Consider the following 17190-nt stretch of genomic DNA (forward strand, 5'->3'; position numbering starts at 1 on the left):
CGCCGCCGCGGCGCGGTGTCCCCGGTCCGTGCCAGGATGACAGCGTGACCGCGCGCACCGATGCCGAGCCGCGAAGCAAGGGGCTGCTCACACCGGGGGCGCCCGTACGGATCGCGCGCCTGTTCCCCGGCGACCGCGCGGCGCTCTTCGTGCGCCACTACTGGCTCCCGCGATGGGAGCTGCCGGCCGTAGCGCGCATCCGGCAGGACGTGCTCGAGTACCCGACGGCGAACCTCGTCGTCGAGCCCGAGGGCGCTGCGCTGTTCCGCGCGCACCGCGGGCTCACCTCGCGCACGCTGGAGGACTCGGGATGGGCGTTCGGCGTGCTGCTGCACCCGGGTGCCGCGCGCGGCTGGGGCGGCGCGTCGCTCCGCGCTCTGCCGCCGGTCGTCCCGCTCCCCCGCCTCCGGGTCGACGGCACGGGCGGCATGGCAGAGGCGGTGCGCGCCGGGATGGCTCGCGGCGACGACCGCGCGGCCGTGGCCGCCTTCGAGGCCTGGCTCGACACCCTTCCCGAGCCGGACGACGATGCCCGGCTGGTCGACCGGATCGTGGCGGCCGTCGAGGACGACCGCGACCTGCTCCGGGTCGAGCAGCTGGCCGAGCGGTTCGGACTGGGCGTGCGGCACCTCCAGCGCCTGGTCGCCGGTCACATCGGCTTCGGCCCGAAGTGGCTCATCCAGAGGTACCGGCTCCAGGAGGCCGCGGCCGCGCTGCGATCGGCGGAGCCGCCGCAGCTCGCCGGCCTCGCTGCCGCGCTCGGCTACGCCGACCAGGCGCACTTCAGCCGCGAGTTCAAGGCGGTCGTCGGTTCCGCGCCCGGTGCCTACGCGGCCGCGGTGCGGGGATGAGCGGCACCGGACGCGACCACGACGCGGCCCTCGCGCCCTGGCGCGAGCGCTGGGGCCTGCGGCCGGACGGGGAGGCGTTCTCGACCCCGTCCAGCGTGCTGCAGCCGGTCCGCCGCGGCGACGAGCGGCTGTTCCTCAAGCGGGCCGTGTCCGGCGAGGAGCGCGCAGGCGGCGACGTGCTCGCCTGGTGGCACGGCGAGGGGGCGGTGCGCGTGCTCGTCGCCGACGACGGCGTGCAGCTGCTGGAGCGGGCCGGCGGTCCGCGCGACCTGGCGGCGCTGGCGCGGAGCGGACCGGACGGCGACGACGAGGCGACCCGCATCCTCTGCCGAGCCGGTCTTCGCCTGCACGCGGCCGGAACGCCGCCCAGGCCGGCCGGACTGATCCCGCTGCGCCGCTGGTTCCGCGACCTGGTCGACCGCGAGCACGACGACGACCTCCTGGCAGACGCCCAGGACACCGCGCTCGACCTGCTCGCTCATCCCGTGGGGGATGTCGTGCTCCACGGCGACCTCCACCACGGCAACGTGCTCGACGGCGGCGAGCGCGGGTGGCTCGCGATCGACCCCAAGCCGCTGCACGGCGATCCCGGGTTCGACGTGGCGAACGTGCTCTGCAACCCGGACGCGGCGGTCGCGCTGGCGGCGGGACGGCTCGAGCGCGCGGTGGGCGTGATCGCGTCGGAGACCGGGATGGGCGAGCGCCGCATCCTGTGCTGGGCGCTGGCCTGGGGCGGGCTCTCGGCGGTGTGGTCGGAGGCCGACGGCGGCGACGCGACCGCCGCGCGCGGCGTCGCCCACCGAGCACGGGCGCTGCTCGGGGAGGGCACGCGCGCTCGCTAGCGCCGGCGTCGCGTACCGAAGATCCCCTCCACCACGCTGCCCAGGATGTCGCGCGTCGCCTTCGATCCCAGCACCTGCTCCAGCACGGTCCTGTCGCCGCGGGAAGTACTGCGGGAGGAGCTTCGCCGCGTGGTCTGACGCGGCGAGGTCTGCCGCAGGATGCGCTCGTACTCCTTCTGCGCCGCGCGGTCCGCCGCCTCGCGGGCCTTCGCGTCCGCCTTGGCCTGCGCCTCCGCGTCCGTGTGGGCCTGCTCAGCCGCCTTCGCCGCGGCCGCCTCCGTCTCCGCCTGGGCAGCAGCGGCCGCGGCCGCATCGAGCTTCCGGCCGAGCATCTCCCTCGCCGAGTCGCGGTCGAGCGGCGTGCCGTACTTCTGCTGCAGCGGCGAGGCCGCGACGGAAGCCTCCACCCGGTCGTCCGGGGTCGGCGACATGGAGCCCTGTGGTGCGCGCAGCCGCGTCCAGGCGACCGGGGTCGGTGCGCCCTTCTCGTTCATCACCGTGACGACCGCCTCGCCGGTGCCGAGCGACTGCAGCACCTGCGCCAGGTCGTAGCCGGAGGTGGGATAGGTCGAGACCGTCGCCTTCAGGGCCTTCGCGTCGTCGGGAGTGAACGCCCGCAGCTGGTGCTGCACGCGCGAGCCGAGCTGGGCGAGCACGTCCGACGGCACGTCTTTCGGCGTCTGGGTGACGAAGAAGATGCCGACACCCTTCGAGCGGATGAGGCGGACGGTCTGCGTGATGGACGCCAGGAAGTCCTTCGACGCGTCCCGGAACAGCAGGTGCGCCTCGTCGAAGAAGAAGACCAGTTTCGGCTTGTCGAGATCGCCGACCTCCGGAAGGTCGTTGAACAGGTCGGCGAGCAGCCACATCAGGAACGTGGAGAACACGGCGGGCTTGTCCTGCACGCCCGGGACCTCCAGCAGGCTGACCACGCCGGTCCCGTCAGGGGCGACGCGGAGGAACTCGGCCGTGTCGATCTCGGGCTCGCCGAAGAACGCCTCGGCGCCCTGGTCGGCGAACGCGATGAGCTCGCGCAGGATGACGCCGACGGTCGCACTGGAGAGCCCGCCCAGCCCGGTGAGCTCGTCCTTGCCGTCGTCGCTGGTCAGATACGTGAGCACCGCACGCAGGTCGGCGAGGTCGAGCAGCGGGAGACCGGCCTGCTCGGCGTAGTGGAACACCAGGCCGAGGCTCGACTCCTGCGTCGCGTTGAGGCCGAGCACCTTCGACAGCAGGAGCGGCCCGAAGCCGGCGACGGTCGCACGCAGCGGGACACCACGTCCCACCCCGCCGAGCGAGAAGAACTCCGTGGCGGCTGCCCGCGGCGCCCAGTCCTGCCCGATGCCCCGGGTGCGCTCCAGGAGCTTGTCGTTCGGCTCGCCGGGTGTCGCGATCCCGGACAGGTCGCCCTTGATGTCGGCCGCGAAGACCGGGACACCGGCCGCGGAGAGCTGCTCGGCGAGCACCTGCAGCGTCTTCGTCTTGCCGGTTCCGGTGGCTCCCGCGACCAGCCCGTGACGGTTCGTCATGGCGATCGGGAGGCGGACCGGGACGTCGGGACGGGCGTCGCCGTTCACCAGGGCGCCCAGCTCGAGCACGGCTCCGTCGAAGGCGTACCCGGCGCGGACCGCGTCAACGGCAGTGACGTCGAGCGGCCCGGGTGCCGGATCCGCCGGGTCGGGTGACGGGGCCGTGGCGGCCGCCCGCGCCGCCTCCGCCGCGGCGGACGCCTCCTGAGCCCGCCGCACCGCTTCCGCCGCCTCCGCCTGCAGCCGTTCGGCCTCCTGCGCCGCCGCCTCGGCTTCCGCCTGCGCCTTCGCCAGCGCGTCCGCGTCGCTCATGCGGCACACTCTACTGGCGGCGGTGCGCCAGGAAGAAGGGATGCGGCTGCGTCGCCTCGAGGGCGAGCTTGTGCGCCAGCGGCGTCCACACGATGACGGCGACGGCGGAGCCGAGCAGCAGGCCGCCGACGGTGTCGCTGATCCAGTGCGCCCCGAGGTACGTGCGACTGACCGCCATCAGCACGGCCCACGCCACGCCGAGGCACCACACCCAGACCCGCGGGAACAGGATGCCGAGCACGACCACCATGGTCGCCGCGTTGGCCGTATGCCCGGAAGGGAATGAACCCGTGTCGGCGTGCACGAGGATGTCCGTCGGCCGCGCCCGGTCGACGGTGTGCTTGAGGATCTGGACACAGATCACCGACACCGCACTCGCGATGGCGAAGTAGCCGGCGCCCCACGGCCTGCGAAAGGCCAGCAGCAGCAGGACGATCACGACGGGCACGACGACCGAGCCCACGATGCCGCCGCCGGCGTAGTTGAAGAACAGAGCGGGACCGAGCCAGAACGGCGAGCGGTGCTCCACGATCTCGCCCATCCACTCGGTGTCGAGCTCGAACGGCAGCTTCGGGCGCAGCGCGATGATGATGCCGAGCCCGACGACCAGGGCGACCGCGACCGACCCCGCCACCACCGGCCAGCGCCGAGTGACCTGGGCCGCCTTCGCGACGTCGTGGCCCTCGGCGTCGGGCTTCGGCGAGTCGCTGTGCTGCACGGTCATGCCCGCCACCGTACCCGGAGCGGCATGTGTCGCCTAGCGGTGCGTCAGTGCGCGAGTTCGGGAACCGTCCGCGGACGCACCACCAACCAGAGCGACGCGATCGAGACGAGCGCGCAGATCGCCATGACGGCGCCCATCGGCGCCGCGCTTCCGACCCCGAGGATGCCGACGATCGGCGAGACGATCCCCGCGGTGCCGAAGTTGAGCGCGCCGAGCAGGCTCGCGGCCGTCCCGGCCTCGTGGCCGTGGCCGTTGAGCGCGAGCACCTGGACGCACGGGAAGCCGAAGCCGCACGCCGCGATGAAGAACCAGAGCGGGATGGCGATGCCCCACAGCCCGACGTGGGCCTGGTCGAGCACGACGATCGTCACCGACGCGAGGAACATCACGACGGTCGAGCAGGCGAGGATCCACTGCGGGCCGACGTACTTGGTCAGCCGGGACGCCGACTGCACGCCGATGATGATGCCGATCGAGTTGACGGCGAACAGGAGGCCGTACTCCTGGGCGTTGAACTTGTAGATCTCCTGGAAGATGAACGAGCTCGACGACAGGTACGAGAACAGTCCGGTGAAGTTCGCGGCCCCCACGATCGCGATGCCGACGAACACGCGGTCGCTGAGCACGGCCCGGTAGCGCTGCCCCACGGTGGAGTGGCCGGCGTCGTGGCGACGCGCCTTGGGAAGCGTCTCCACGATCCACAGGGCGACGCAGGTCACCACGAACAGGCCGTACACCGCGAGCACGACGAAGATGCCGCGCCACGGCATGACGAGCAGCAGCCACGACCCGATGACGGGCGCGAGCACCGGCGCGAGCCCGTTGACCAGGGCGAGGCGGCTGAGCATCCGCACCAGCGGGCGTCCGCCGAACAGGTCGCGGACCATCGCCATCGCGACCACACCGCCCGCCGCAGCGCCGATGCCCTGCAGGGCGCGCGCGACGCCGAGCAGCTCGACGTTCGGGGCGATCGCGGCGGCGAGGCAGGCGATGATGTGCACGCCCGTCGCGACCATGAGCGGAGTGCGGCGGCCGATCTTGTCGGACCACGGCCCGACTAGCAGCTGCCCGACTCCGAAGCCGATCGTCGTGGCGGTCAGGGTCAGCTGGATCGCCGCCGTCGAGACGCCGAAGTCGTCCTGCAGCGTCGGCAGCGCCGGCAGGTAGGTGTCGATGGTGAACGGTCCCAGTGCGGTCAGCGCACCCAGGATGAGGATGTAGGCGAGGCGCTGGCGGCCGGAGAGCGAGTCCCCGGGATGCACGACGGTGGTCACGAGACGTCCTTGACGGGTCGGAGGTGGGAGGAGGAGCCGCGCCCGCCGTCGGACGCACGAGAACAGCACCGCGGGATCCGCGGTGCTGGAGGACCGCCCCGGTCGAATCGATTCGACCGGACGGGTACGACCAATGCTATACCCAGGGCAACGAAAATGTGAACGTGCGCATGAGCGCATTCGAAAACCGAATGAGCCCTCCCGTCACGTCTGCGGCCGCTCGCGCACCCGCGGTCGTGACAGGCGCCCGCAGTCGCCGCGGTCAGCCCGCCGGGTCGGCCAGCAGGGGGCGGAAGGCCAGCTCCGCGGCGCCGATCATCAGGATGTCGGACCCGAGCTCCGAGCGGACGATCGAGAGCCGCTCGGCGCTCGCGGCGAGCGCCTGCTCCCCCACCAGGCGCGGAAGCCGCTCCGGGTCGAGGCCGTGCAGCGCACCGAGGAACCCGCCGAGCACGATCAGCTGCGGGTCGAAGACGTTCGTCGCAGTGCGCAGCGCGGTCGCGAGGAAACCGGTCTGCCGTTCGACCTCCGCGACCACTGCCGGATCGCCCGCTGCGACGGCAGCGGACAGCGCCCGCTCCAGCTCGTCGGCGTCGGCGGCGTCCATCCCGAGCACCCGCAGCAGCGCGCCCTGGCTGACCTCGGTCTCCAGGCAGCCGATCGCGCCGCAGTGGCAGCGCACGCCCGCCGAGTTCACGAGGGTGTGACCGAGCTCGCCGGCGTACCCGCTGATGCCGGTGAGCGGCGCCCCACTGACGATGACGCCGGCGCCGATACCCGACGCGCCTCCGTTGAGGTAGACCAGGTCGCTCGCGCCGCGGCCGGCGCCGAACAGGCGTTCCGCGTTGGCGCCGAGGCTGGCGTCGTTCGCGGCGAGCACGGGATAGCCGGTGGCGGCGGAGAGCTCGGCGGCGAACGGCTCCTCGCGCCACTGCAGGTGCGGGGCCAGCCGCACGACCCCGTCCTCCTCGCGAACGAGACCGGGGACGGCGACACCGATCCCGGCCACGCGGGTCGCGGCCCCGAGGGATGGCCGCAGCCCGTCGATCACCGCACCCGCCACGGCGACGGCCTCTGCCGCGGTCGGGATGTGCCCGATCGGATACCGCACCCGGCGGTGCACGACGGCGTCGAGCCCGACGACGCCCACCGTCACGGCGTCGATCTCCGGGTTCACGGCGATCGCGACGACCCGCCCGTCGGCGGCGACCACCGGCGACGGGCGCCCGACGCGGTTGCTCAGCTCCGGCTCCCGCTCCTGCACCAGCCCCAGCTCGGCCAGCTCGCCGACGAGGGCTCCGACCGTCGAGCGGTTCAGCCCCGTCGCCTGGGTGAGCGCCGAGCGCGCCAGCGGACCGTCCCGGTGCACGATCCCGAGCACGGTGGAGAGGTTGTGCCGTCGCACCGTGTCGAGGTTCGTCCCCGTCGCCCTGCCTTTCATTTTCCCCGTAACCCTACCGTCGTACAGGACACGGTGGCGCGGGCGCCAGGCGAGCACCCGCGCCACCGTGCGGCCAGGCCGAGAGGCCCGGCCCAGGCTCAGCCGAGGGTCGCCGTCCCCGACTCCGCCTCCGCGGTGCGGCCGGTCGCCGCATCCCGCAGTGTGAAGGGATGCCCCGCCGGACCCGTCGCGGTGAGCGCATCGCCCCGGCGGCTCACCGTGTACTCCGCGACCTCGCCGGAGGGCGTCGTCACGGTCACCTGCCGGTCCCCGTCCGGTCCCGGGTAGACCGCCAGCGTCAGGCCGTCGCGGTAGTCGTAGTCGGGCCGGTCGTCGCGCGCACCCAGCGGCAGCACTGCACCCTCGCGCACGTACAGCGGAAGGCTGTCGAACCCGTGCGTCTCGCGCAGCCAGCGGCCGCCCTCGACCCGGCGGCCGGAGAAGAACTCGGTCCAGACGCCCTCCGGCAGGTAGAACTCCACCTGGTCGGGCGAGAAGACCGGCGCGACCAGGAGGTCGGCGCCGAGCATGTACTGCCGGTCGAGGTGGTCGACCGCCGGGTCGCCGGCGAACTCCAGCTGCATCGGCCGCATCACCGGGGTGCCGGCGGTGTGCGCCTCCTGGCCCGCGGCGAACAGGTACGGCATGAGCCGCAGCTTCAGCTTCGTGAAGCGGCGAGTGACCTCCACCGCCTCCTCGTCGAACGCCCACGGCACCCGGTACGAGTCGCTGCCGTGCAGCCGGGAGTGGCTGGAGAGCAGGCCGAACGCGGTCCAGCGCTTGAACACGCCGGGGTCGGGCGTTCCCTCGAAGCCGCCGATGTCGTGGCTCCAGAAGCCGAACCCGCTGAACGCGAGCGACAGTCCGCCACGCAGCGTCTCGGCCATCGACTCGTAGCTGGAGGTGTTGTCGCCGCCCCAGTGCACCGGGAGCTGCTGGCCGCCGGTGGTCGCCGAGCGGGCGAACAGCACCGCCTCGCCCTCGCCACGCGCCTCCTGCAGCACCTCGAACACGGCCTCGTTGTAGAGCTGCGTGTAGTAGTTGTGCATGCGCTCCGGCGACGATCCGTCGAAGTACTCGACCTCCAGCGGGATGCGCTCGCCGAAGTCGGTCTTGAAGCAGTCGACGCCTTGGGCGACGAGCCCGCGCAGCTTGTCCTGGTACCAGCGCGTGGCGTCCGGGTTGGTGAAGTCGACCAGGCCCATCCCGGCCTGCCAGAGGTCCCACTGCCAGACGTCGCCGTTCGGGCGCTTGACCAGGAACCCGGCGGCCGCCGCCTCGGCGAACAGCGGGGAGCGCTGCCCGATGTAGGGGTTGAGCCACACGCAGACGCGGAGGTCCTTGTCGTGCAGGCGCGCGAGCATCCCCTCCGGGTCCGGGAAGGTGCGCGGGTCCCACTCGAAGTCGCACCAGTTGAACTCGCGCATCCAGAAGCAGTCGAAGTGGAAAACCGACAGCGGCAGGTCGCGCTCGGCCATGCCGTCGATGAACGAGGTGACCGTCTCCTCGTCGTACGCGGTCGTGAAGCTGGTCGACAGCCACAGCCCGTACGACCAGGCCGGCACCGACGCCGGGCGTCCGGTGAGGGCGGTGTACCGCTCCAGGATCTCCTTCGGCGTCGGGCCGTAGATCAGGAAGTACTCCAGGCTCTCGCCCGGCACGGAGAACTGCACGCGCTCGACCGACTCCGACCCGACCTCGTACGAGACGTGACCCGGGTGGTTGACGAGCACGCCGTAACCGCGATTCGTCAAGTAGAAGGGGATGTTCTTGTACGCCTGCTCGCTGGAGGTGCCGCCGTCCGCATTCCAGATGTCGACGACCTGGCCGTTCTTCACCAGCGGTCCGAAGCGCTCCCCCAGGCCGTAGACGAGCTCGCCGACGCCCAGCGCCAGCTGCTCGTGCACGTACGTTCCGTCGCCCGCCACGGTCATGTGGCCGAGCGACTTGTGACCGCTCGAGGTGAGGACGCGGTCCCCGGCCGAGAAGGTCAGCGACCAGGGGGCGCCGCGCTTCACGGTGGCGGTCAGGCCGCCGGTGGTGAGCACGCCCGCGGCGGCCTCGACCGAAACCTCCGCGTGGCCCTCCTCGACGTGCAGGTCGAAGCCGCGCTGCGGGCGGACGCCCTGCCAGTGCTCGACGCGCACCCCGACGATGCCGGGAAGCGGCGAGCTCAAGGTGACCGTCAGGGTCGGGCGGTTGAGGGTGTCGCCACGGCGCTCGATGACCTTGCCTGGCGCGGTGATCGTCAGGGTGCCGTCTCCGGCCGTCACGTCGTACGCCTCCTGGGCGTAGACCGGTGTGACGCCGTCGCGCAGCATCCAGAAACCATCGGTGAACTTCATGCGGGAGGGGTGCTTTCGGTTACTTGACCGCGCCGGCGGTGATGCCGCGGGTCAGGGTGCGCTGGAAGATGAGGAAGAAGATGAGCGTGGGGATGAGGCCCAGCAGCGCCGACGCGGACGTGGTCGTCACATCCATCAGCCGGTCGCCCTGCAGCACGCTGATCGCCACGGGCACCGTCTGGTTGTCGTTCGACACCAGGAAGGTGAGCGGGATCAGGAACTCGTTCCACGTCCAGATGAAGAAGAAGATGAGCAGCACGCTCAGTGTGGGCCGGGAGATCGGCACGACGACCCGCCACAGGATGCGCCAGCGGCCGGCGCCGTCGAGCGACGCGGCCTCCAGCACCTCCTTCGGGAAGGTGCCGTACACGCTAGACAGCAGGTACGTGCCGAAGGCGCTCTGAATCACCGTGAAGATGATGATGACAGCCCACACGTTGTCGTACAGCCCGACCTGCTTGAACATGAAGTAGAGCGGGTAGAGCAGCGCCTCCTGCGGGAGCATGTTGGCGAGCAGGAAGAGGACGATGATCCACGTCCGGGCCTTCACCCGGCCGATGCCGAGGGCGTACGCGTTGAGCACCGAGAGCACGACCGAGAGGATCGCGACCATTCCGGCGATGAAGAACGAGTTCCACAGCTTCTCGGGGAAGTCCACCCGGTTCCAGAAGTTGACGATGCCGTCCGTGTAGAACGACGTCGGCAGCTGGAGCGGGCCGCCCGAGTTGTAGTCCGCCGGGCTCTTGAACGAGTTCAGCAGGATGAGCAGGAACGGGAAGGCGATCGCGACCCCGATGACGATGGCGACGACCAGGATGACCCAGTCGGTCGCGGTCTTGCGCGGCTTCTGCCGCTTCAGCCGGCGGGGTGCTTCCTGGCCCGCGTCGGCGCGCGGGCGTTCGAGGGTGGTCGACATCAGATCTGGTTCTCCCTGCGCTCTGCACGGTTCTGGGCGACGATGAAGAGGATCGACACGGCGACGATGACGACGGTGAGCGCCGTCGCGATCGTGGCGCCGTATCCCACCTGCTGGCTCTGGAAGAACTCGCTGTACGAGTAGACGCTCGGCACCATGGTCGAGTTGCCGGGGCCGCCGCGGGTCAGCGTGTAGACCGGGCCGAACACCTTCAGCGCGGCGATCGTGCAGGTCAGGGTGACGACGAAGATCTCCGGCCGGATGATGGAGACGGTGATCGAGCGGAACCGCTGGAACCAGTTGGCCCCGTCCAGCTCCGCCGCCTCGTACAGTTCGGGGTCGACCCGCTGCAGCGCGGCCATGAAGATGACGACCGGGTAACCGATCTGCACCCAGACCATGACCGCCATGATCGACAGCAGCGCCGTGTCCGGGCTGCCCAGCCAGTTGTGCGCGAACTGGCCGAGGCCGACCGTCTCGAGCATGGTGTTGAGCGCGCCGTTGTCGGGGCGCAGGATCCAGCCGATGACGATCGCGGCGATGACGACCGGCAGGATCTGCGGCAGGTAGTAGGTGGCGCGGAGGAAGCTGGCGATCCGGCCGCCGAACTTCTTGCCGATCAGGTCGAACAGCATGGCCGCGAGGATGAGGCCGACCACGGTCGGGATGACCACCATCGCGACGACCATGGCGATCGAGTTGCCGAACGAGGTCCAGAACTTGTCGTCGCCGAACAGCCGGACCCAGTTGTTCAGCCCGATGAACTTCGGCGGGCGGATGCCGCGGTAGCTGGTGAAGCTGAGGTAGATGTTCCACACCAGCGGCACCAGGACGATGACCGTCAGCAGCACGAACCCCGGCAGCAGGTACCACCAGAACCGCCCGTGCCCTCCTCCCGGCACGAGTGCCTCACTGCCCGGTCGCTGCTGCTTGCGCCGTCCCGGCGCGCGCACGCTCACGTCGACCATGCGTTCTCCTTACGTTCTCAGCGTCACGTTCTCCCGTCGCCATCCGCTCCGGAGTTCTTCGCCCCGACACGCCGGTCGGAGGTCGAAAAACTCAGGAGCGGATGGCTTGGGAGCGGGTTACTGGTTCTTGATCTGGTCGACGCCGTCCTGGTACTCGGAGCCGAGCTCCTTGTTGACGGCGGCGGGATCCTTCGTGCCGTTGATGAGCTCCTGCAGGCCGGCGTTCAGCTGGTCGTAGAAGGTCGGCGTGGGCCAGTCGGGGTAGAAGGCGATGCCGTCCTCACCGGTGAGGGTGTTGAAGTTCGCGATCAGCTCCTTCGACTTCTCGTCGGTGATGTCGCTGGTCTTCGCCGCCACGGGGACGCCGCCGTTGTTGCCGATCAGCGCCTGGACCTTCGGCGTCATCGTGATGTCGATGAACTTCTCCGCGAGTCCCTTGTTCTTGGCGTTCTCCGGGATGACCCACATGTTGCCGGCCGAGCCGGGCGACAGCTTCGCGCCGGGGAAGAGGAACGTGCCCCACTGGTAGTCCTTGATCTCCGTCTGGAACCGGCCGTACCACCAGCTGCCGGAGAAGAAGATCGGGTACTTGCCGGCGATGAACGAGGTGCCCGCATCCTCGGCCTTGAGGCCCGACGCGTCCTTGGAGATGTAGCCCTTCTGCACCCAGTCGTCGACGGTCTTGGTGGCGTAGGAGAGCTCGCTGCCCTGCCAGTCCACCTTGCCCTTGTAGAGCTGGTAGTCGTCGACGAACTTCCGGTCGGCCTTGGTGAGCGCGAGCTGGTACCAGAGCTGGCCGAGCGGGTACTCGGCGGCCGACTCGGCGAGCGGGGTGACGCCGTTGTCCTTGAAGGTCTGCATCGCCTTCACCAGGTCGTCGAAGGTCTTGGGGACCTCGACGCCGTACTTCGCGAACATGTCCTTGTTGTAGTAGACCTCGACGTACTCGCCGTAGTTCGGGACGCCGTACCAGGAGCCGGAGCCCATGATGCCCTTGTCGTCGTACCGGGCGGTGGTCTGGAGGCTCGTCGCGAGCTTCTTGTCCCAGCCGTACTTCTTCACGGCGTCGTCGAGGTTGGTGAGCAGGCCCTGGCTGGCGAGGAGGCCGGCGGTGGCGTTGCCCTTGTTGTACTCGAGGATGTCGGGCGCCTGGTTGGAGTTGAGCACCTGCGAGGCGGTGGAGCGGATCTGCTCGAAGGCCTTCGCCTCGAACTTGACCTTGGCGCCGGTCTCGGACTCGAACTCCTTGATGGCCTCGTTCCAGGCCTTGCCCATGGCGGAGTCTTCGCCCTCGTAGTGCCACAGGGTGAGGGTCTTGCCCTTGCCGTCGGTGCTGTCGTCCGACGATCCGGACGAGCCGGAGCAGCCGGCCAGCATCAGCGCACCGGCGGCCAGGACGGCGCCGATCGCGAGGTGCTTCTTGCGCATCTGTTACCTCCTTGTAGTGGAGTGGACGCGCGTTTGCAGGCCTCGCAGCCACTCCGATGCATTTTGTTGACGAACACAACATAAGCGACGTCCGAGGCGATTGCAAGTTCGTTTTTCGATGCAGAACCGCATGTTTGAAAGGGAAGGAAGTTAGTTCTCGGCAACAACAATCGCCGCACCAGCGCGGCAGGCGAGGTGTCAGGCGGCGGCGAGAGCGCGCGCCGGGTCCGCGATCAGCTCGGAGAAGACCAGCTCGGCCGCCCCGATGAGCAGCTGGTCCGCGCCGAGCGCCGCCTCCGCCACCACGACCCCCTCGCGCGAGGAGTGCACCACCTCGGCGAGCAGGTCCGCAGCTCCGTGGGCCCGGGCGCCGCGGTACAGCGCGGCCAGGAATCCGCCGAGCACCAGCAGCGACGGGTTGAAGACATTCACGGCGTTCCTGGCCGCGATCTGCAGCATCCGGTAGTCCCGCTCGATCACGGCGAGCGCACCGGCGTCGCCGGTCGCCACCAGCCGGTCGGCGAGGGCCGACGCGTCGGGGGAGGCAAGACCTACGGAGGCCAGCAGCTCCGCCTGGGTGACCTCGGCCTCCAGACAGCCGTACGACCCGCAGGAGCAGTGCCGGCCGTCGGTGCGCACCAGGGTGTGGCCGAACTCCCCCGCGTAGCCCGCCGCGCCGGTCAGCAGCCGGCCGCCGCCGACCGCGCCGCCGCCGATGCCCGAGGCGCCGCCGATCATGTACACCAAGTCGTCGACCCCGCGTCCCGCGCCGAAGGCGCTCTCGGCCCGCAGGCCCAGCACGGCGGCGTTCGCCGCCCACGCGCGATGGCCGGTCGCTTGCGACAGCATCGCGGCGAGCGGCTCGTCCACCCAGCCGAAGTGCGTCGCCTCCCGCACCATGCCGTCCGACAGGCGCACCTGCCCGGGAACGGCCACGCCGATGCCGGCGACGCGGATGCCGGTCTCGCCCGCGAGCATGCCCGCGATCCCGGCCGACGCCAGCGTGACGGTCTCCGCCGCGGAGCGGGCCGAGGCCGTCTCCACGCGGACCCGCTTCAGCACGCGGCCACCGAGCGCGACGAGTCCGACGATGACCGCATCCACCTCGGGGTTCACCGCGATCGCCGCGACCCCGTCGCTCGCCCGGACGACGGGGCTCGGCCGTCCGGCCCGCCCGCCGCCGGGCGTTTCGTCGACCTCGACGAGCCCAAGCCCGGCCAGCTCGGCGACCAGGTCGCCGACCGTCGAGCGGTTCAGCCCGGTCAGCCGGGTCAGGTCGCTGCGCGACAGGGCACCATCGCGGTGCACCAGCCCGAGCACGGTCGCCAGGTTGCTGCGGCGCAGCGCATCCGTGGCTCCGCCCGACGCCGGGCGCACCGTGCTCAGGTCGGAAGCGGTCATGGAATGACCATAACGTGCGCCGACAGGGCGGGCGTCACCACGTCTCGGGCCGCGCCCCCGCGGGCACCGGCGCCGGTCGGTCGACCGTCGACGTCAACTCGACCACCGCGTGCGTCGACCCCGCACGGATCACGGACTCCATGATCTCGAGCACGTGGAAGGCCACCTCGCCCGAGGCCCGGTGCGGCCGGTCCGTCTCGATCGCGCGCGCCAGATCGGCCAGGCCGTAGCCGCGGCCGGCGTCCGCGTAACCCGCCAGCGGGGCGACCTCGCGGAACTCCCGGTCGTCGGCCGTCGCCAGGTGCACGGTGTCCGAGAACATGTTCGGGTCGGGAACGGCGATCGTGCCCGACGTCCCGTACACCTCGAACTTCGGCGTCTGCGTCGCCCAGACCTCGAACGACACGGTCACGGTCGAGATGACGCCGGAGGCGTGCTCCAGGATCGCGGTGACGTGCGTGTCCACGTCCACCGGGATGGTGGAGCCGGCGAGCGGGCCCGTCGCGACCCGGCGCTCCCGAGTCGACCGGCCGGTCGCGCCGGAGACGCGGACGACCGGGCCGAAGAACTGCACCAGGCTGGTCAGGTAGTACGGGCCCATGTCGAACAGCGGACCTCCGCCCGGCTGGTAGTAGAACGCGGGGGCGGGATGCCACAGCTCGTGTCCCGGCGCGCTCCAGGCGACCGCGGCGGCCACCGGGTCGCCGATCCGCCCGTCGTCCAGCAGGGCGCGGGCGGTCTGCACGCCCGTCCCGAGCACGGTGTCGGGCGCGCAGCCCACCCGCAGTCCGCGCTCGGCGGCGTGCTGCAGCACGGGCGCCGCCTCCGCCGTCGAGAGGGCCAGCGGCTTCTCGCCGTAGACGTGCTTGCCCGCGGCGAGCGCGCGCAGGGCGACCTCGGCGTGGGCCTGCGGGATGGTCAGGTTGAGCACCGCGTCCACCCGCTCGTCGGTGAGGAGGTCGTCGACGGAGAGGGCGACGACGCCCTGCTCGGCGGCCACCGCGGACGCGCGGTCGAGGTCCAGGTCGGCGACGGCCGTCAGCCGCAGGTTCGGCAGCTGCGGGAAGTGCTCGAAGTACTGGCGGCTGATGACGCCGACCCCGACGACTCCGATGTTCAGCGGGCGGCCCACAGCATCCCCCTCTCGATGATGGTGCGCACAGGCCGGCTCTCGACGATCTCCAGCCGGTGGCCGGGAGCCGAGACGAAGATGCGGCCCTTCCCCCACTGGCGGGTCCAGATCGCCGGGGCGGTGACCGGACGGTTCCACGCGTCCCACGGTCGCACCTCCTGGGTGGTCGTGGCGAGCACGTCGTTGTACTCGTCGCTCAGCACCCAGTACTGCTCGGTGACCAGGTCGAAGTCGTCGAGCCCTGAGGTGATGGGATGCGTCTTGCCGTACTCGGTGATGTGCACGGTGTACGGGATGTAGTTGTCGGACTGCTCGCCGACGCGCTCGGCCGGGTCCTTGCCCGCGTGGTGGGCGAACTGGCCGCCGATCATGTGCAGGTAGTCGGCGTTGTTGCGGTACGAGTCGGCGATGCCGCCGTGCCAGCCGGCCATGCCGGTGCCGTTCAGGACGGCCTTCTGGAGGCCGCGGAACTCGGCGTCCTCGATCGTGTTCATGGTGTTCACCTGCACGATGAGGTCGACCGTCGCCATGTAGTCCTCGTCGGCGTAGACGGCGGTCCCCTCCTCGACGCGCACGTCGAATCCGTTGTCGCGCAGGAAGGGGCGGAACAGGTCCGTCGTCTCCACGGGCATGTGCCCGTCCCATCCCCCGCGCACCATCACTGCCTGCCTGCTCATGCTTTCCTTCCGGTTGCTCACGTTCGACGCCATCGCCTCCTGAGTTGTTCGCGTCCGCGACGGCGTGTCGCTCGAAGAACTCAGGAGCTGATGGCTTGGGGGTGGGGGGTTACGGGATCGGGGTCCAGGCGGACGAGGCGTCGGCGCTGCGCTCGACGGCGTCCAGGACGCGCTGGATGTGGAGGCCGTCGGCGAAGGACGGCTCGGGATCGGCGTCCGCGGCGATCGCGGTGACGAAGTCGACCACTTCGTGGCTGAACGCGTGCTCGTAGCCGATGGCGTGGCCGGTGGGCCACCAGTTGGCCATGTACGGGTGCTCCGGCTCGGTGGCGATGATGCGCGTGAAGCCCTGCTCGCCCGCGGGGGCGGTCGCGTCGTAGAACTCGAGCTCGTTCATCCGCTCCAGGTCGAACGCGATGGCGCCGCGCGAGCCGCTCAGCTCGATGCGGAGCGCGTTCTTGCGTCCCGTCGCATAGCGGGTGGCCTCGAAGCCGCCGATCGCGCCGTCCGCCGCGCCGCCGGCGAGTCGCGCGGTGAACCAGGCGGCGTCGTCGACGGTGACCCGACCGCGCTCGGCGGAGGCGGTTCCCGAGAGCCCGACGCCCTCGGCGAGCAGCGGGCGCTCCTCGACGAAGGTGGCGAGTGTGCCCGAGACGCCGGTCAGGCGCGAGCCGGTCAGGTGCTCGACCAGGTCGACGGCGTGCGCGCCGATGTCGCCGAGGGAGCCGGACCCGGCGAGCGACTTGTCGAGCCGCCAGGTCATCGGGCCGTCCTCGTCGCGCAGCCAGTCCTGGAGGTAGAGGGCGCGCACCTGGCGGATCTCGCCGAGCCGCCCATCCCGCACCAGGGTCCGCGCCAGCCCGATCGCGGGGACGCGACGGTAGCTGAACCCGACCATCGAGCGGATGCCGCGCTCCGCGGCGCGCTCGGCGACGACGGTCATCGCCTCGGCCTCCTCGACCGTGTTGGCGAGCGGCTTCTCGCAGAGCACGTGCTTCCCGGCCTCCAGTGCGGCGATCGCGATCTCGGCGTGGCTGTCGCCGGGCGTGCAGATGTCGATCACGTCGATGTCCGGATCGCCGACGACGGTGCGCCAGTCGGTCTCGGCCCGCTGCCAGCCGAAGCGGACGCGGGCCTCCTCGACCCGGGCGGCGTCGCGCCCGACGATGACCGCGAGTTCCGGCTCGTACGGCAGGTCGAAGAAGCGGGGCGCGGTGCGCCAGCCCTGCGAGTGGGCAGCGCCCATGAACCCGTAGCCGATCGTCGCGACCCGCAGCCGCGGCTTGTCGTCGGTCATCCTCGCCCTCCGTCTCCGTCGATCCCGTGGCGACGCTAGTTCGCGTCGCGGAG

Annotated in this window: 14 protein-coding genes; 2 read left to right on the forward strand and 12 right to left on the reverse strand. The window is 70.9% G+C overall.

Annotated elements, in window-relative coordinates:
• Positions 1 to 44 precede the first annotated feature (44 nt).
• Positions 45 to 851, forward strand: coding sequence for a helix-turn-helix domain-containing protein (locus HNO83_RS00995; protein WP_175335631.1), 807 nt, complete (start codon positions 45 to 47; stop codon positions 849 to 851).
• The gene (locus tag HNO83_RS01000; protein WP_175335632.1) at positions 848 to 1693 is read left to right on the forward strand and encodes an aminoglycoside phosphotransferase family protein; all 846 of its coding nucleotides are present in this window, start codon (positions 848 to 850) and stop codon (positions 1691 to 1693) included. The genes HNO83_RS00995 and HNO83_RS01000 overlap by 4 nt, the downstream gene beginning before the upstream one ends.
• On the opposite strand, the gene HNO83_RS01005 is transcribed toward HNO83_RS01000, so the two are convergent.
• The 12 genes from HNO83_RS01005 to HNO83_RS01060 all read right to left on the reverse strand — a co-directional run bounded on the left by HNO83_RS01005 (position 1690) and on the right by HNO83_RS01060 (position 17137).
• Positions 1690 to 3534, reverse strand: coding sequence for a helicase HerA-like domain-containing protein (locus HNO83_RS01005; protein ID WP_175335633.1), 1845 nt, complete (start codon positions 3532 to 3534; stop codon positions 1690 to 1692). The two genes, HNO83_RS01000 and HNO83_RS01005, sit on opposite strands and share 4 nt — an antisense overlap.
• A gap of 10 nt (positions 3535 to 3544) precedes the next feature.
• A complete protein-coding gene (locus tag HNO83_RS01010) occupies positions 3545 to 4258 on the reverse strand; it encodes a phosphatase PAP2 family protein (protein WP_175335634.1) in 714 nt (237 codons plus the stop codon).
• Positions 4259 to 4302: 44 nt separating this feature from the next.
• Positions 4303 to 5532, reverse strand: a complete 1230-nt coding sequence (locus HNO83_RS01015) for a multidrug effflux MFS transporter (protein ID WP_175335635.1) — start codon at positions 5530 to 5532, stop codon at positions 4303 to 4305.
• 262 nt (positions 5533 to 5794) lie between these two features.
• Positions 5795 to 6973 carry an ROK family transcriptional regulator gene (locus HNO83_RS01020; protein ID WP_175335636.1) on the reverse strand — a complete coding sequence of 393 codons (1179 nt, stop codon included), beginning with the start codon at positions 6971 to 6973 and terminating at the stop codon, positions 5795 to 5797.
• A gap of 98 nt (positions 6974 to 7071) precedes the next feature.
• The gene (gene yicI, locus HNO83_RS01025; RefSeq protein WP_175335637.1) at positions 7072 to 9318 is read right to left on the reverse strand and encodes an alpha-xylosidase; all 2247 of its coding nucleotides are present in this window, start codon (positions 9316 to 9318) and stop codon (positions 7072 to 7074) included.
• A 19-nt stretch (positions 9319 to 9337) separates the two neighbouring features.
• Positions 9338 to 10234 carry a carbohydrate ABC transporter permease gene (locus HNO83_RS01030; RefSeq protein WP_175335638.1) on the reverse strand — a complete coding sequence of 299 codons (897 nt, stop codon included), beginning with the start codon at positions 10232 to 10234 and terminating at the stop codon, positions 9338 to 9340.
• On the reverse strand, positions 10234 to 11202 hold the full coding sequence (locus tag HNO83_RS01035; protein ID WP_175335639.1) for a carbohydrate ABC transporter permease: 969 nt from the start codon (positions 11200 to 11202) through the stop codon (positions 10234 to 10236). The genes HNO83_RS01030 and HNO83_RS01035 overlap by 1 nt, the downstream gene beginning before the upstream one ends.
• 117 nt (positions 11203 to 11319) lie before the next feature.
• A complete protein-coding gene (locus tag HNO83_RS01040) occupies positions 11320 to 12630 on the reverse strand; it encodes an ABC transporter substrate-binding protein (RefSeq protein ID WP_175335640.1) in 1311 nt (436 codons plus the stop codon).
• Between the two features lie 198 nt (positions 12631 to 12828).
• Entirely contained in the window at positions 12829 to 14031 is a 1203-nt protein-coding gene (locus HNO83_RS01045; RefSeq protein ID WP_175335641.1) for an ROK family transcriptional regulator, read from the reverse strand.
• A gap of 34 nt (positions 14032 to 14065) precedes the next feature.
• Positions 14066 to 15163, reverse strand: coding sequence for a Gfo/Idh/MocA family protein (locus tag HNO83_RS01050; RefSeq protein ID WP_175335642.1), 1098 nt, complete (start codon positions 15161 to 15163; stop codon positions 14066 to 14068).
• Positions 15148 to 15840, reverse strand: coding sequence for a ThuA domain-containing protein (locus tag HNO83_RS01055; RefSeq protein WP_175335643.1), 693 nt, complete (start codon positions 15838 to 15840; stop codon positions 15148 to 15150). The genes HNO83_RS01050 and HNO83_RS01055 overlap by 16 nt, the downstream gene beginning before the upstream one ends.
• 109 nt (positions 15841 to 15949) lie before the next feature.
• Positions 15950 to 17137, reverse strand: a complete 1188-nt coding sequence (locus HNO83_RS01060; RefSeq protein ID WP_175335644.1) for a Gfo/Idh/MocA family protein — start codon at positions 17135 to 17137, stop codon at positions 15950 to 15952.
• Positions 17138 to 17190 lie beyond the last annotated feature (53 nt).

The sequence above is a fragment of the Leifsonia sp. C5G2 genome, assembly GCF_013359685.1.
In the GTDB taxonomy this organism is placed as follows: Bacteria; Actinomycetota; Actinomycetes; order Actinomycetales; family Microbacteriaceae; genus Leifsonia.

What these genes read in the sequence shown, in the direction of transcription:
- HNO83_RS01005 (WP_175335633.1), bottom strand. Translation starts at nt 3,534, where the DNA reads ATGAGCGACGCGGACGCGCTGGCGAAGGCGCAGGCGGAAGCCGAGGCG.
- HNO83_RS01020 (WP_175335636.1), bottom strand. Translation starts at nt 6,973, where the DNA reads ATGAAAGGCAGGGCGACGGGGACGAACCTCGACACGGTGCGACGGCAC.
- yicI (WP_175335637.1), bottom strand. Translation starts at nt 9,318, where the DNA reads ATGAAGTTCACCGATGGTTTCTGGATGCTGCGCGACGGCGTCACACCG.
- HNO83_RS01030 (WP_175335638.1), bottom strand. Translation starts at nt 10,234, where the DNA reads ATGTCGACCACCCTCGAACGCCCGCGCGCCGACGCGGGCCAGGAAGCA.
- HNO83_RS01040 (WP_175335640.1), bottom strand. Translation starts at nt 12,630, where the DNA reads ATGCGCAAGAAGCACCTCGCGATCGGCGCCGTCCTGGCCGCCGGTGCG.
- HNO83_RS01045 (WP_175335641.1), bottom strand. Translation starts at nt 14,031, where the DNA reads ATGACCGCTTCCGACCTGAGCACGGTGCGCCCGGCGTCGGGCGGAGCC.
- HNO83_RS01010 (WP_175335634.1), bottom strand. Translation starts at nt 4,258, where the DNA reads ATGACCGTGCAGCACAGCGACTCGCCGAAGCCCGACGCCGAGGGCCAC.
- HNO83_RS01060 (WP_175335644.1), bottom strand. Translation starts at nt 17,137, where the DNA reads ATGACCGACGACAAGCCGCGGCTGCGGGTCGCGACGATCGGCTACGGG.
- HNO83_RS01000 (WP_175335632.1), top strand. Translation starts at nt 848, where the DNA reads ATGAGCGGCACCGGACGCGACCACGACGCGGCCCTCGCGCCCTGGCGC.
- HNO83_RS01035 (WP_175335639.1), bottom strand. Translation starts at nt 11,202, where the DNA reads ATGGTCGACGTGAGCGTGCGCGCGCCGGGACGGCGCAAGCAGCAGCGA.
- HNO83_RS01055 (WP_175335643.1), bottom strand. Translation starts at nt 15,840, where the DNA reads ATGAGCAGGCAGGCAGTGATGGTGCGCGGGGGATGGGACGGGCACATG.